The organism is Enterobacter sp. PI-10 (assembly GCF_027947695.1).
Taxonomy (GTDB): domain Bacteria; phylum Pseudomonadota; class Gammaproteobacteria; order Enterobacterales; family Enterobacteriaceae; genus Enterobacter; species Enterobacter vonholyi.
Map to the genome: position 1 here is coordinate 560056 of NZ_JAJNOG010000001.1, position 14314 is coordinate 574369.

The following is a 14314-nucleotide window of genomic DNA, read 5'->3' on the forward strand; positions in this document are numbered from 1 at the left end:
ACTATCAGGCGCGCTTGGCGCGACGTTCAGCAATAAATGCTACCAGGAAGACGGCGCCAATCAGGTCAAAGAAGCCCATGGCGATAAAGAGCGGGTTAAAGCCGATTTTGTCGGCGGTCACACCGATTAACAGCGAGAACAGGAAGCTGGCGATCCACGCCGCCGAGCCGCGCATGCCGTTGACGGTCGCCATCTGACCTTTGTCGAACGACTCCACGACCAGGGCGCTAAGCATGCAGGAGATGATCTGGTGCCCGAAGCCGCCGATGGAGATCAGCACGATGGTGATATACGGGTCGCGGGTAATGGCCACGATGGCCAGCGAGATCATCAGGAACGCGCCCGTCACGGAGCTGGCGACGACCGAGTTAACGCGTGAGCAGCCGAACAGACGGGTGTACAGACGCGTCAGGTAGCCGCTCGCCACGCTGCCGAGGTCGGCGGCGAGGAACGGCAGCCAGGCAAACATCGCAATCTGCTTCAGGTCCATGCCGTGCTCTTTGGCGAGGTACAGCGGTACCCAGAAGCTCAGCACCGCCCAGGCCGGTTCCGCCATAAAGGCGGGGATGGCGATACCGTAGAAGCGTTTGTTTTTTGAAACGGTTTTCAGCGCGGTCAGGAAGGGCAGCTTCACCGCAGGCGGTTCGTTGTCCTGCTTGATAAACGCCAGCTCGTCCTTGCTCAGGTTCGGGTGCTGCTCCGGGTTGTGGTAGAACGCCCACCACAGGATCACCCACAGCAGCGCCAGCACGCCGGTAAACATAAACGCGCCCTGCCAGCCGAACGAGGCGTGAGCAAAGTAGATGATAGGCGGGGCCAGCATCGCGCCGATGGAGAAGCCCACGCCCGCCCAGCCGGCAGCAACGGGACGCTCTGATTTCGGGAACCATTCGCCGATGGTTTTGGCGTTCGCCGGGGTAGCGGCGGCCTCAGAGGCGCCCATAAAGAAGCGCAGAATAGCGAGGTGCAGCCAGCTTCCGGCGCCCGCGTGGAAAATACACATCAGCGCCCAGATCCCGGCGCAAACCATAAAGCCAATCTTCAGGCCAATGACGTCAATCAGCCAGCCGCACAGGGGCTGGAAAATGGTGTAGGCGATCTGGAACGCGCCGACGATCCAGGAGTATTGCTCGGTGGTGATCCCGAGGCTCTCTTTCAGTTCCGGGGCGAGGATCCCGAGTGAGTTTCGGGTGATGTAGTTAACGGTGACGCCAAGTAAGAACAGCACCAGCACGTACCAGCGCAGGTTCTTGATGACGCGACGGGTTTTGCTTGTCGCAACGGTGTTATTGATGTCCTGACTCATTTTACTCTCCACAAGACGGACGGTAAGGGGACGGAGGTTCAGGTGTCACACGGATTTTTATGACTTTGATTTTTATCCGTTTAAAATTCTTTATCTGGTATACAACTAGTATGGAAGTTGTGTGACAAGTTCACCTTAAGGAAGAAAATGAGTGGGCAAAAGTGGATTTTGTGCAAAATTTCTCATAACTGACGAAAAGCCTCTGGCAAGATGGTGTTTATGTCAGTAATTGCCTGACGAATACGCTATGAAAATTTTTTCATTTAGCAAATGGAGCCAGATCACAAAATGGACAAAAGGCTAAAAATCACCGAAATCGCGGCCCGCACGCAGCTCTCGATCAGCACCGTGTCGCGGGTGCTGGCGGGAAAAGCGAATACCAGCGAAAAGGCGCGCGCAAAGGTGCTGGCGTGCGCGCGGGAGCTGGGGGTGATGGAGGGTATGGCGGCGGGACGGCTGCTGCTCAATAGCCTGGTGGTTTTTGCCCCTCAGCGTGCGTTCGACGAGCGGTCCGACATCTTTTACTACCGTGTGATCCAGAGCGTGAGTAAAGGCCTTGCATCCCACGATGTGCGCTTGCGCTACTGCGCGCTGGAAGAGAACGATAGCGATGCCCAGCTGTTTCTGGCGCGCATGAACGAGGCGGATACCCAGGCGGCAATCCTTCTTGGCATCGACGACCCGCATATCCACGATCTGGCTGTGGATGTCGGCAAACCCTGCATGCTGATTAACTGCCGTGACCGCCACATGCGCCTGCCTGCCGTCGCGCCGGATCATCGCGCCATTGGCGAGCGGGCGGCGGAATATCTGTTTGAGATGGGACACCGTGAGGTAATGAGCGTGCTGTGCCTGCGCCGCTACACCATGGAACTGCGCCTGACGGGGATCCGCGACGCGTGGCAGTCTCACAACCTGAAATTCAACGACAAGCGCGATCTGCTGGTGGTGCCCAGCTTCAGCGCACGCGAAAGTGAACAGGTAGTCAGCAGCTGGCTCAGCGAAATGCAGGGCAAGGATTTGCCAACCGCATTTTTGGTTGGCGGCGATTTTATGGCGGCGGGCACCATCAGCGCATTACAAAAAAAAGGATTGCGCGTGCCGCAGGACGTGTCGGTGATGAGCATTGACGGGTTTAACCTGGCGGCAATCCAGGATGTTCCATTAACGGCCGTGCACGTTCCCCGCGATGAGCTGGGAACGGAAGCGGTTTATATGCTCCAGCAGCGTCTCATGCGCCCGGACGCGCCGGTGGGGACGTTACTGCTTAACGGCACGCTGGCCGTTCGGGAATCGGTACGGCGGATACGTCAGGGGAAACGACGCACCGCCGTTGAGCGGGAAGGTCTGTATGACAGTTAAACCATGCCCAGCGCGCGCTTGCCGTGGATGTTGAGATCGTTAACGGTAAAGCGGTCCTGCCAGCTCTTTTCATAATCTTCGCGCGGGAAATCTTCCGGTGACGCGCCGGTTTCAAGCGCTTCCTTGACCTTTTTGGCGTACGCGAGGTTTTTCTCGCACATCGGCGCGGCAGGAATGTACATCACGTTGCCCCAGCCCTGCTGATTTTCCACCGGCGCGACGGAGTGGATCACATCGCAGTGCCACCACACGGAATCGCCCGCGTCGAGTGCCGGAATGCTGCTTAATGCTTCGATGAGCAGCGGGTGCCACTTCTCGGAAACCGGCAGCACGCGCCCCGGCGCTACGCCGCACAGCTCGTCTTCCGGCACGTCGTCCAGCAGCGGGCGCAGCAGGATATAGGCCATCGCTTCCGGGATCGGCACCACGTGCAGCAGCCCCTGACCGGGGATCATGTCCGACAGCGCCGTCCAGCCCTGGAAGGTGCGGAACACCGAGCATTTGGTGGTGTTATCGACGGTGTACTCTTCCACTTCGGTTCGGTGCGCGGCGTTCCACGGATCGTATTTCTCGACGTTGCCGTCAAACACGCGGGCAAAGACCTGCTGATAGGCCGGCAGCAGCCAGCGCTCCAGCGCGCCGGAGTCGGTATGGGCGCCGAGTCCTTTCGAGGTGGTTCCCGGCGGACGGCGGCGGATACGGTCCGGGTAAATCACGCTCACATCCGGGTCGAACCACTGCTTGCCGTTGCTCTCGAACGTCCATAAACGGTTCAGGAACGACTGTACCTGCGCCATCTCTTCGCTCTGGCGCGCCTGCATCTGCGCCTGCGACCAGTAGATCGGGTAAATCTCCGGACGGGAGGCCGTTAAGGTGCCGAAGAAGTTATCGCCAGGCCCTTTGTACACTTCGTCAAACTTGTTCAGATCGAGGTAGTCGAGCATCGACTGATCCCACGCCAGCGCCTGCTCGCGGGGGAAGTGACCTTTAATCACCGCGCAGCCGCGGCGTTTAACGGCTTCGCGCTGTGCGTTGGTAATCGTGCCGTTTTTCACATCCGCAAACGGAATCACCGGCCAGACGGATTCGCCTTTGTTCTTAAGAGCGTTGATTTCCGCCACGCGGGTGGCAATTTTATCGCTGAGCTTATTGAACACCGCCTGCACGTCGCCGATCTGCGCGCGCAGCTCACGTTTCAACTGACGGATTGCCGCTTTGTGATCCGCCGGCAAAGTTTCACTGGTAAAGGTCATAACTGCCTCACATCTTTCATTCGAAAGTAAAAGTGTCTACAAGTGATACTTTAAGTTAAAATTAAGTTAATGCAAGTTTAAAAACTTGACGCAAGCCACAGGACGGGAAAAGAGTCAGGCTGCCGGAGCAAGGCTCCGGCGAGGAGAAGATCAGGCGTCGAACGGGGAATGGTTGTCGAGCACGGCCTGAATGACGTTCAGCGCGCCCTGATGGTTGTTGTCGTCGGTGCTGTAGCGGCTGATTTCTTTGATGCTTTCCGCCGCGTTACCCATCGCAAAGGAATATTTTACCAGCTTCAGCATCTCGGCATCATTGCCGCTGTCGCCAATGGCCACGCACTCCTGAGGGGAGATTTTCCAGCGCTTCAGCAGACGGCTGATGCCGTTGGCTTTGTGCAGGCCGGGGATAATCAAATCGACAAACCCAAAGCCGCTGGTGACCGGCTTCATGATGCCGTCCAGGGAGACGTGCAGCTTATCCACCAGCGTCGGAATATCGCTGTCCGGCAGGTTCAGGGAGAACTTAAACAGCACGTCGTCAATGTCGCGGTAATCGCTGATGCGCTTTAAGCGGTGGTAGTGCTTTGACATCAGCGCCACGAAGGCGTCCGGGGCTTTGTCGCTGACGTAGGCGCTCTCCAGCCCGCAGGCCACGAAGTTCAGCCCTTTGTCTTTCAGCAGTTCGCCAATCACGATCTGCGATTCATGGCGCGTCAGCTCGCCGTGGAAAATCTGTTCTCCGCGGTCGAACACCAGCGCGCCGTTTTCCGCCACGAAGGAGATCCGATCTTTTAGCGCAGGAAAGAAGGAGATGAGCTGGTAATACTGGTTGCCGCTGGCGACAACGAATTCAATATCGCGGGCTTTAAGCTGTTCAAACTGTGCCTGGAAGCGGTCACGATCGTACTGCTTGGCATCATCAAGGAAAGTTCCGTCCATATCGGTGACGATAACTTTAACGGTCATACTGTGCTCCTGGGTCACTGCGTTTTGAAACATTCTAATAACAAGGTGACGGGGAGCACAAATTTAATTTCATTCGAAAGTAAAAACGAAACGGCAATCGAGGTTGCCGTTTTTAGTGTTTTCTCCCTCTCCCCGTGGGAGAGGGTCGGGGTGAGGGCATCAGAGTGCGCATTTCCCCTGAGGGGATGCACCGTTACAGCGTATGCTCAGTACGGGCAATAATATCGTCCTGTGCATCCGGCGACAGGGCGGTGAAGAACGCCGAGTAACCCGCGACGCGCACCACCAGGTCACGATACTGGTCAGGGTGTTTCTTCGCCTCCAGCAGCGTTTCGCGGGAGACAATGTTGTACTGAATATGCCAGCCCTTATGCACCTCGAAGAAGGTCCGCAGCAGCACCATCAGCTTCTGGCGATCGCTGTCGTTTTCCAGCGTTGACGGATTCAGCTTCTGGTTCAGCAGCACGCCGCCGAGAATCGCTTCCGTCGGCAGTTTGCCCACCGAGCCAATTACCGCCGTCGGGCCAAGGTGGTCGGTACCGGAAGCCGGGCTAGCCCCTTCCGCCAGCGGCGTGTGTGCCTTACGTCCGTCCGGCGTTGCCATCGTCGCCGCGCCAAACGGCACGTTTGCGGAGATGGACGACGTGCCCGCGTAGTAGTTACCGCCAATCGGGCCGCGGCCGTAGCGAGGGTTGTGGTACTGCTTAAGCTCTTCAATGTAGGTTTGATAAGCACGGGTCAGCAGCATATCCACGCTGTCATCGTCGTTACCGTACTTCGGCGCGCCGTTAATCAGACGCTGACGCAGCTGCTCGTGAGTCAGCCCGTCGAAATCATCCGCCAGCGCCGCCGCCAGCTGCTGTTGGCCGATAGTGCCCTGTTCGAACACCAGCTTTTTCACCGCCGCCAGGCTGTTGCCGAGGTTGGCGATACCCACCTGCAGGCCGGAGACCCAGTCATACTTCGCGCCGCCCTGCTTGATGCTTTTCGCGCGCTCGATGCAGTCGTCCACCAGCGCCGAGCAGAGAATATCGTGGACGTTCTCTTCCAGCATGGTGTCCACCACGTACTCAATTTCAATGGATTTGCGGGTGTAGTAGCGGATCTGGCTATCCCAGGCTGCCATCACCTCCTCGAAATTGTCGAAGTTACCTGCAGAGAGCGCTTTCTCCTGCGGCAGGAATACCTTGCCGCTGGTGGCGTCGCGGCCGCCTTCCAGCGCCGCCAGCATCACGCGGGCGAAGTTGATGAAGCTCATGCCGGTGCAGCGATAGCCCCACTTGCCGCCAACTGCGGTTTCGATACAGCCAATGGCCGCGTAGTCGTAGGCGTCGTCGCGCTCAACGCCGAGCTTGATGAATTCCGGAATGACGATTTCATCGTTGTTGAACGCCGGCATCCCGAAGCCGCAGCGGATCACCTGCACGCACGCATCGAGGAAGTCGTTGCTCATGCCCGCGTGATAGCGCACGCTCAGGTTCGGCTGGGTGGAGCGCAGACGGCCGCAGGATTCCAGAATTGCGTAGGAGAGCGGGTTCACCGCGTCCATCGGCTCACCGTTGACCAGCTTCTGGCCGCCGATGGTGACGTTCTGGTACAGCGGGCTACCGGCAGAGGCTTTGGAGTGCGAGCCAGATCGGATCTTGTTCACTTCCAGCAGCTTCAGCCAGCAGCTGTGCAGCAGTTCAATGGCGTGTTCGCGGTCGAGGCTCTGGTTCAGCTCCACGTCGCGGCGGTAGTACGGATAGAGATACTGGTCCATACGCGCAAAGGAAACGGAGTGGCCGTTGGACTCAATCTGCAGGATCAGCTGAATGAAGTAGCACAGCTGCAGAGCCTGCCAGAAGGTTTTTGGCGGCTCGTGGGCAATCACGTCGCAGTTTTCCGCCATTGCCAGCAGCTCGTCGCGGCGGCTTTCGCGGGTTTCGGTCGAGGCCATTTCACGCGCCAGGTCGGCAAAACGTTTGATGTGCAGGCTTACCGCTTCCAGCACGATATCGATCGCCTTCAGGAACTGATCGCCGTGAAGGTCTTCCAGCACCGTCAGGTTGATGCGCGAGCGGCGTTCGGCCACTTTGGCACGCAGGCCGTCGAGACCTTTCTCCAGCACCAGCGGGAAGTTCACCGCCAGGTGCGCGTCGCCTGAGGTCATGTTGCCTTCGGCTTTGATAATGCCGGTTTCCAGCAGGCCTTTCTGCTCGTCGGTGAACATGCCGTAGCAGCGATCCTGCACCGTCTGGCCGCGCCACCAAGGGCAGATCTCGTGCAGCACACGCTTGTTCTGTTCGCTCACCGCAAAGCCCGCGCCCGGGCGGTCTGCCAGGTCGTCGATCTCTTTCTCAATCCAGGAGACGGTGTATTCCGGGAAGATCGGCGCGGCGCGCACCTCGCTTGCCTGGTTACCGATAATCAGCTCGTCGTGTTTGATCCAGATGGTACGTTCGGCCAGGTGATGCGCCAGCGCCAGAGCGCGACGCACCGGGATCGGCTTGTCCATGTGCTGCTGGTACATTTCGGTGTAATGCTGCGCGCGCTCGGTACAGACCGGCGGCTTGACGATATGCACCAGGGCCGTTTTGTGCGCCTTAATGCGTTCGCTGAGGGTATTGAGATTCAGAGTGGTCATAAGTTTATCCTCGTAAGGTCGCGGTTAACCCTTTCTGGCGGGCGTACTGCTGCGCAAAGTCCAGCAGAGCAGGGTTATCCAGCGGTTTGTCAGGGGCAGAGTAGGGTTGGCCGAGCAGGGTGTATTTGTTCATGCCCAGCGTGTGATACGGCAGAAAATGAATATCGTCGACGCCGAGTTCATCAGCAGCGAAGTTGGTAATGGCGGTTATGGAGGCTTCATCTGCGTTGAAGCCCTGGATGAGCGGTACGCGGATGGTGATGTTCTTCCCTGCGGCGGCCAGGCGTTTCAGGTTATCCAGGATGCGCTTAGCCGAACCGTCCGTCCACTGCTTGAAAACGTCACCGTCGACATGCTTCAGGTCTGCGAGGAACAGATCGACGTACGGTAATGACGGCTCGATATAGTGCCACGGCACGTGAAGGCAGGTTTCGACGGCGGTGTGGATCCCCTGGTCATGGCTGGCTTTAAACAGGGCCTGCGCCAGATCCGGGTTCATAAACGGCTCGCCGCCGGAGAGGGTGATCCCGCCACCGCTGCGGTCGTAGAAGGGCTTGTCGCGCAGTACGGTCGCCATGATCTCCTCGACCTGCCGTTCTTCGCCACAGACGGTCAGCGCCTGCGTCGGGCAGCAGTCGGTGAGAGCATTAAGCGTCTCTTCACTCAGCTTTTCGCGGTGGATGATCGGGCCATTCAGCGCGCGTTCGATGCAGCCCGGCGCTGCCTGCTGGCACAGGTCGCAGCCGTCCAGGCACTGACGTGCATCAAACAGTACGTCCCGGCTGCGGGAGCGGCTTTCCGGGTTCTGGCACCAGCGACAGCCCAGCGAGCAGCCTTTCAGGAACACCACGGTACGAATACCGGGGCCGTCGTGGGTAGAGTAACGCTGAATATTGAAGATCATGTTTTTGCCTCTTTTCTTGCATATGAAGATTAAATTACTTTCGAATGAAAGTTATCTTGATGCAGGTCAACTCTTCAGCAGGTTTTGTCGTGATAGGGTAAGTGCAGGCTAATTTTGAGGGTGACATCATGGAACTTTATCTCGACACATCTGACGTTGCGGCAGTCAAAAAGCTGGCGCGTATCTTCCCGCTGGCGGGCGTGACCACCAATCCAAGCATCGTAGCTGCCGGTAAAACGCCGCTCGATGAACTGCTGCCCGCGCTGCACGACGCGATGGGCGGCAAAGGCCGTCTGTTCGCACAGGTAATGGCGACCTCCGCCGAAGGGATGGTGGAAGACGCGCGTAAGCTTCGCGCCATCATTAACGATCTGGTGGTGAAAGTGCCGGTAACCGCAGAAGGGCTGGCGGCGATCAAGATGCTAAAAGCGGAAGGGATCCCGACGCTGGGCACGGCGGTATACGGTGCTGCGCAGGGGATGTTGTCCGCGCTGGCGGGGGCGGAGTATGTGGCCCCTTACGTTAACCGCGTGGACGCACAGGGCGGGGACGGGATCCAGACCGTAATTGAGCTGCAACAGCTGCTGACGCTGCACGCGCCGCAGTCAAAGGTGCTGGCCGCGAGCTTTAAAACCCCGCGTCAGGCGCTGGACTGCCTGCTGGCAGGGTGCAAGTCCATCACGCTGCCGCTGGACGTGGCGCAGCAGTTTATTGCCTCTCCTGCGGTAGATGCGGCAATTGTGAAGTTTGAGCAGGACTGGCTGGGGGCGTTTGGCAGGACGTCGATTTGACGGGTGCGGCCTGATGCCCTCACCCCAACCCTCTCCCACAGGGAGAGGGAGCAAACACTAAAACGGCAACCTGAAGGTTGCCGTTTGCTTTAACCTCCGCACACCTCACACCCCGGATTACGCATCAGCTTCATCTCGCGGAACTGGCAGGTTATCGCGTCATACATCACGATTTTCCCCGCTGCGGGCGTGCCGTAGTGCGCCAGCACCTTGATCGCTTCCATAGCCTGCAATGAGCCAATCACGCCGACGAGCGGCGCCATCACGCCCGCCTCAACGCAGGTCAGCGCATTCTCGCCAAACAGACGGCTCAGGCAGCGGTAGCAGGGTTCACCCTCGGCGTACGTGAAGACGCTGATTTGCCCCTCCATGCGGATCGCCGCTCCGGAAACCAGCGGAGTTTTATGAGCAAAACAGCCCGCGTTGAGCTGATTACGGACGGTGACGTTATCGGTGCAGTCCAGCACCAGGTCATGCTGCGCAATCTGCGCGAACAGCGCATCGTCATCCAGCATCGCGTCAATCAGGGTGAACTGTACGTTGGGGTTGATACGCGCCAGCGCCATGCGGGCAGAGTCCACTTTCGGCTGGCCCACCGTCGCGTCGCTGTGCAGCGTCTGGCGCTGCAGGTTGGACACCGACACGGTATCGAAATCCAGCAGCGTCATCCTGCCCACGCCCGCCGCGGCAAGGTACTGCGCGGCGGCGCAGCCCAGCCCGCCCAGCCCGACGACCAGCACGCTGGCCGCCTTGAGCGCTTCCTGACCTTCGAAATCAAACCCGCGGAGCACAATCTGGCGGTTGTAGCGCATCATCTCCGGGTCGCTCAGCTCCACCGTCATATCAACCTCCGAACAGGTGGTTAAAGCGTTCTATCTCAACCCATTCGCCGGCTTCCACGTTGCCGCGCTCGCGCTCCAGCACGATAAAGCAGTTGCCCTGGCTGAAGGAGCTGAAAATGTGTGAGCCCTGGTGCCCGGTGGTACTCACTTCGAGCTCGCCGTCCGCGCTGCGCGCCAGAATACCGCGCTGGAAATCGAGGCGGCCCGGTGATTTTTTCAGGCGCGTGGCGGCACGCACGCGCTGGCGTTCAGGCAGCGGGCTGGCGCTGTTGCCGGAAAGCTTCGCCAGCAGCGGGATCGCCAGCTGGTAGAAGGTGAGTGCCGCCGAGACCGGGTTACCCGGCAGGCCGCAGAACCAGCTGTGTGAAAGCTTGCCAAACGCAAACGGCTTGCCCGGCTTGATCGCCAGCTTCCAGAAGGCGATTTCGCCCAGCTCTTCAAGAAGGGTTTTGGTGTAATCCGCTTCGCCCACGGAGACGCCGCCGGAGCTGATGACCACGTCGGCGGATTTATCCGCCTCGATAAACGCCGCGCGCAGTTTTTCCGGGTCGTCTGGAATGATGCCGAGGTTAATCACCTCGCAGCCCAGTTGCTCCAGCATCAGGTGTACCGCCAGGCGGTTGGTGTCGTAAATCTGGCCGTCCTGCAGCGGCTGGCCCGGAAGCTGCAGCTCGTCGCCGGTGGAGAAGACGGCGACGCGCACTTTGCGGATAACGTCGACTTCCGCGATGCCGAGCGAGGCCAGCACCGGCAGCTCTGCCACCGTCAGCCTTTGCCCGGCGGCAAAAACGGTCGCGCCGAGGGTAATGTCCTCGCCGGTACGGCGGATGTTCTGGCCCGCTTTAACGTTGGCGGTAAAACGCACGCCTTCGTCGGTCTGTTCGGTCTCTTCCTGCATTACCACGGCGTCGCAGGCGGCCGGAACCGGCGCGCCGGTCATGATGCGCACGCAGGTGCCCGCAGGCCATTCACCGCTAAACGGCTGACCCGCAAAGGCTTTGCCCGCCACCGGCAGGGCATTACCCGTCTGGAGATCCGCCAGGCGTACCGCGTAACCGTCCATCGCTGAGTTATCAAACCCCGGCACGTTAAGCGGAGAGACGATATCGCGCGCGGCAATACGGCCAAAACAGCGCACGAGGGGCAGCGTCTCAACGTCATGCAGCGGGGAAACTCGGTCAAGCATCTGCGTGAGTGCCGTCTCAGGCGGCATCAGTCCGGCGGTAAAATCCATGGTGGGCTCCTGCGGAGTAACAACGAAAGCGTCCATTATGGCAGAAAAGTGCGGCTAACTGTATGACCGAAGGGTGCACGCTTTACATCACAGTTACGTCTTTCTATATTCAAAAATCATCTGAAGTTTCGTCGACGATAATGATATTTATAGAAAAAGCCGCAAAACAGGCTAACGGGTGATGCGAATGGTTAATGCGGTAATCGCAATTCATGGTGGCGCCGGGGCAATCACCCGAGCACAGCTCAGTCCCGAGCAGGAAAAGCGTTACATCGACGCGCTGTACGCCATTGTGGAAACGGGCCAGAGAATGCTGGAAGCGGGCGAAAGCGCGCTGGACGTGGTCACCGAGGCGGTGCGCCTGCTGGAAGAGTGCCCGTTATTTAATGCGGGGATCGGTTCGGTCTTTACCCGGAATGAAACGCACGAGCTGGATGCCTGCGTGATGGACGGTATTACCCTGAAAGCGGGCGCCGTGGCGGGCGTCAGTCACCTGCGTAACCCGGTGCTGGCCGCGCGTCTGGTGATGGAAGAGAGTCCGCACGTGCTGCTGACGGGGGCCGGGGCGGAGACCTTTGCCTTTGAGCACGGAATGGAGCCGGTATCGCCCGATCTGTTTTCCACGGAAGCGCGCTATCAGCAGTTACTGGAAGCTCGTTCGGCGGGCATGACGCAGCTTGACCATACTGCGCCGCTGGATGAGCGCAGCAAAATGGGCACGGTGGGCGCGGTGGCGCTGGATAAAGCCGGCAACCTCGCGGCGGCAACTTCCACGGGCGGGATGACCAACAAGCTGCCCGGACGCGTGGGTGATAGCCCGCTGCCTGGCGCGGGTTGCTATGCCAATAACGCGACGGCGGCGGTGTCGTGTACCGGCACCGGAGAAGTGTTTATCCGCGCTCTCGCGGCCTACGACATTACCGCGCTGATGGATTACGGCGGCTTAAGCCTGAGCGAGGCCTGCGAGCGCGTGGTGATGGAAAAATTACCTGCCCTGGGCGGCGTCGGCGGACTCATTGCGGTGGATCGTGAGGGCAACGTGGCCCTGCCGTTCAACAGCGAAGGCATGTACCGCGCCTGGGGCTATGCCGGCGATGAGCCGAGCACGGGGATCTATCGTGAATAAGGGGGCAGCGCGTGCCGCACAGTGAAGAGCTGGACAACCGCGAAGTGCTGGCTGTCCATCAGCTGAATATTGCGTTTCAGGAAGAGCGGCAGTTCATCCCCGCAGTACAGAATTTATCGTTCACGCTCAGGCGCGGCGAGACGCTGGCGATTGTTGGCGAATCCGGTTCCGGGAAATCGGTCACCGCGCTGGCGCTGATGCGCCTGCTGGAACAGACGGGCGGGCAAATCAGCAGCGAGAAAATGCTCCTGCGCCGCCGTAACCGTCAGGTCATTGATTTAAATGAGCTAAGCGGTTCGCAGATGCAGGGCGTACGCGGGGCGGACATTGCGATGATCTTTCAGGAGCCGATGACCTCTCTGAACCCGGTGTTCCCGGTCGGGGAGCAAATTGCCGAGTCTATCCGCCTGCATCAGGGGCTGAGCGGCGATGAAGCGCTCAAAGAGGCCCGACGGATGCTTGAGCTGGTGCGCATTCCGGAGGCACAGGCTATTCTGGGCCGCTATCCGCATCAGCTTTCCGGCGGCATGCGCCAGCGGGTAATGATCGCCATGGCGCTCTCCTGCCGTCCGGCGGTGCTCATTGCCGACGAGCCGACAACGGCGCTGGACGTGACCATTCAGGCGCAGATCCTGCAGCTCATCAACGTGCTGCAGCAGGAGATGGAGATGGGGGTGATCTTTATCACCCACGATATGGGCGTGGTTGCCGATATCGCCGATCGCGTACTGGTGATGCATAAGGGCTGCGCGGTAGAAACCGGCCCGGTCGAGCAGATTTTTCACGCGCCCGCGCATCCTTACACCAAAGCACTGCTGGCGGCGGTCCCGCGCCTGGGGGCGATGAACGGCAGCGATCTGCCGCGCCGTTTTCCGCTGATTTCCCTCGAGGCGTCTGAGCCGCAGGAGGATGAACGCGAGCAGGACACCGTGGTGCCGGGCAAGCCCATTCTGGAAGTACGAAATCTGGTCACCCGGTTTCCGCTGCGCAGCGGCGTGTTGAACCGGGTGAAGCGCGAAGTGCACGCGGTGGAAAACGTCAGCTTCGACCTCTGGCCGGGCGAAACGCTGGCGCTGGTGGGGGAGTCCGGCTGCGGTAAATCCACTACCGGGCGCGCGCTGCTCCGTCTGGTGGAATCTCAGGAGGGCAGCATTACCTTTAACGGCGAGCGCATTGATACCCTTCCGGACAGCAGGCTGCAGGCGGTGCGGCGGGATATTCAGTTTATTTTTCAGGATCCGTATGCCTCCCTCGATCCGCGCCATACGGTGGGGTATTCGATCATGGAGCCGCTGCGGGTGCATAACCTGCTCGACGGCGAGGCGGCGCAGCGTCGCGTGGCCTGGCTGCTGGAGCGCGTTGGCCTGAAGCCGGAACACGCCTGGCGTTATCCGCACGAGTTTTCCGGCGGGCAGCGGCAGCGTATCTGCATCGCCCGCGCGCTGGCGCTGAACCCGAAAGTGGTGATTGCGGATGAATCCGTCTCTGCGCTGGATGTCTCTATCCGGGCGCAAATCATCAATCTGCTGCTTGATTTACAGCGGGATATGGGTATCGCCTTCCTGTTTATCTCGCACGACATGGCGGTGGTCGAGCGCATCAGCCATCGCGTGGCGGTAATGTTTATGGGGCAGATCGTGGAGATTGGGCCGCGAAGGGCAGTGTTCGAGAACCCGCAGCACCCGTACACCCGCAAGCTTATTGCGGCGGTTCCGGTTGCCGATCCCGCGCATCGTCACGGCCAGCGCGTGCTGCTGCAGGATGATATGCCGGGTAATATTCATAAACTCGGCGAGGCCGTGGAGCGCGTGACGCTTCGCGAGGTCGAGCCGGGTCATTTCGTCGCTCCCCCGCGTCAGGACAATGCTTTTTCGCGGTTATAACTTACAACAGGCAGGAGAACA

General features: G+C 59.5%; 11 protein-coding genes. 4 read left to right on the forward strand and 7 right to left on the reverse strand.

The annotated features are described in order from the left end of the window. Positions 1-4 precede the first annotated feature (4 nt). Entirely contained in the window at positions 5-1306 is a 1302-nt protein-coding gene (locus LRM19_RS02760) for an MFS transporter (RefSeq protein ID WP_024908695.1), read from the reverse strand. A 288-nt stretch (positions 1307-1594) separates the two neighbouring features. Between LRM19_RS02760 and LRM19_RS02765 the strand changes: the two genes are divergently transcribed. Then, positions 1595-2668 carry a LacI family DNA-binding transcriptional regulator gene (locus LRM19_RS02765; protein ID WP_115874569.1) on the forward strand — a complete coding sequence of 358 codons (1074 nt, stop codon included), beginning with the start codon at positions 1595-1597 and terminating at the stop codon, positions 2666-2668. On the opposite strand, the gene LRM19_RS02770 is transcribed toward LRM19_RS02765, so the two are convergent. The 4 genes from LRM19_RS02770 to LRM19_RS02785 all read right to left on the reverse strand — a co-directional run bounded on the left by LRM19_RS02770 (position 2665) and on the right by LRM19_RS02785 (position 8417). After that, on the reverse strand, positions 2665-3921 hold the full coding sequence (locus tag LRM19_RS02770) for a DUF1479 domain-containing protein (protein ID WP_271367258.1): 1257 nt from the start codon (positions 3919-3921) through the stop codon (positions 2665-2667). The two genes, LRM19_RS02765 and LRM19_RS02770, sit on opposite strands and share 4 nt — an antisense overlap. Before the next feature lie 150 nt (positions 3922-4071). Further along, complete coding sequence (locus LRM19_RS02775) at positions 4072-4887, reverse strand: Cof-type HAD-IIB family hydrolase (protein WP_127730161.1); 816 nt, start codon at positions 4885-4887, stop codon at positions 4072-4074. A gap of 193 nt (positions 4888-5080) precedes the next feature. Further along, positions 5081-7513 (reverse strand): formate C-acetyltransferase/glycerol dehydratase family glycyl radical enzyme, encoded by a 2433-nt coding sequence (locus LRM19_RS02780; RefSeq protein ID WP_127730163.1) that lies wholly within the window; start codon positions 7511-7513, stop codon positions 5081-5083. Positions 7514-7517: 4 nt separating this feature from the next. Continuing rightward, complete coding sequence (locus tag LRM19_RS02785; RefSeq protein ID WP_271367262.1) at positions 7518-8417, reverse strand: glycyl-radical enzyme activating protein; 900 nt, start codon at positions 8415-8417, stop codon at positions 7518-7520. A 128-nt stretch (positions 8418-8545) separates the two neighbouring features. Between LRM19_RS02785 and fsa the strand changes: the two genes are divergently transcribed. After that, a complete protein-coding gene (gene fsa / locus LRM19_RS02790) occupies positions 8546-9208 on the forward strand; it encodes a fructose-6-phosphate aldolase (protein WP_271367263.1) in 663 nt (220 codons plus the stop codon). Between the two features lie 89 nt (positions 9209-9297). Here the strand turns inward: fsa and moeB are convergent, their stop codons facing one another. Both moeB and moeA read right to left on the reverse strand, forming a co-directional pair. After that, positions 9298-10050 carry a molybdopterin-synthase adenylyltransferase MoeB gene (moeB, locus tag LRM19_RS02795; protein WP_271367264.1) on the reverse strand — a complete coding sequence of 251 codons (753 nt, stop codon included), beginning with the start codon at positions 10048-10050 and terminating at the stop codon, positions 9298-9300. Position 10051: 1 nt separating this feature from the next. Beyond that, on the reverse strand, positions 10052-11284 hold the full coding sequence (gene moeA / locus LRM19_RS02800; RefSeq protein WP_271367265.1) for a molybdopterin molybdotransferase MoeA: 1233 nt from the start codon (positions 11282-11284) through the stop codon (positions 10052-10054). A 187-nt stretch (positions 11285-11471) separates the two neighbouring features. On the opposite strand from moeA, the gene iaaA reads away from it, so the two are divergent. Beyond that, positions 11472-12410 (forward strand): beta-aspartyl-peptidase, encoded by a 939-nt coding sequence (gene iaaA, locus LRM19_RS02805; protein WP_115876043.1) that lies wholly within the window; start codon positions 11472-11474, stop codon positions 12408-12410. 11 nt (positions 12411-12421) lie between these two features. Beyond that, complete coding sequence (gene gsiA, locus LRM19_RS02810; RefSeq protein ID WP_271367268.1) at positions 12422-14293, forward strand: glutathione ABC transporter ATP-binding protein GsiA; 1872 nt, start codon at positions 12422-12424, stop codon at positions 14291-14293. The last annotated feature ends 21 nt before the right edge of the window (positions 14294-14314 follow it).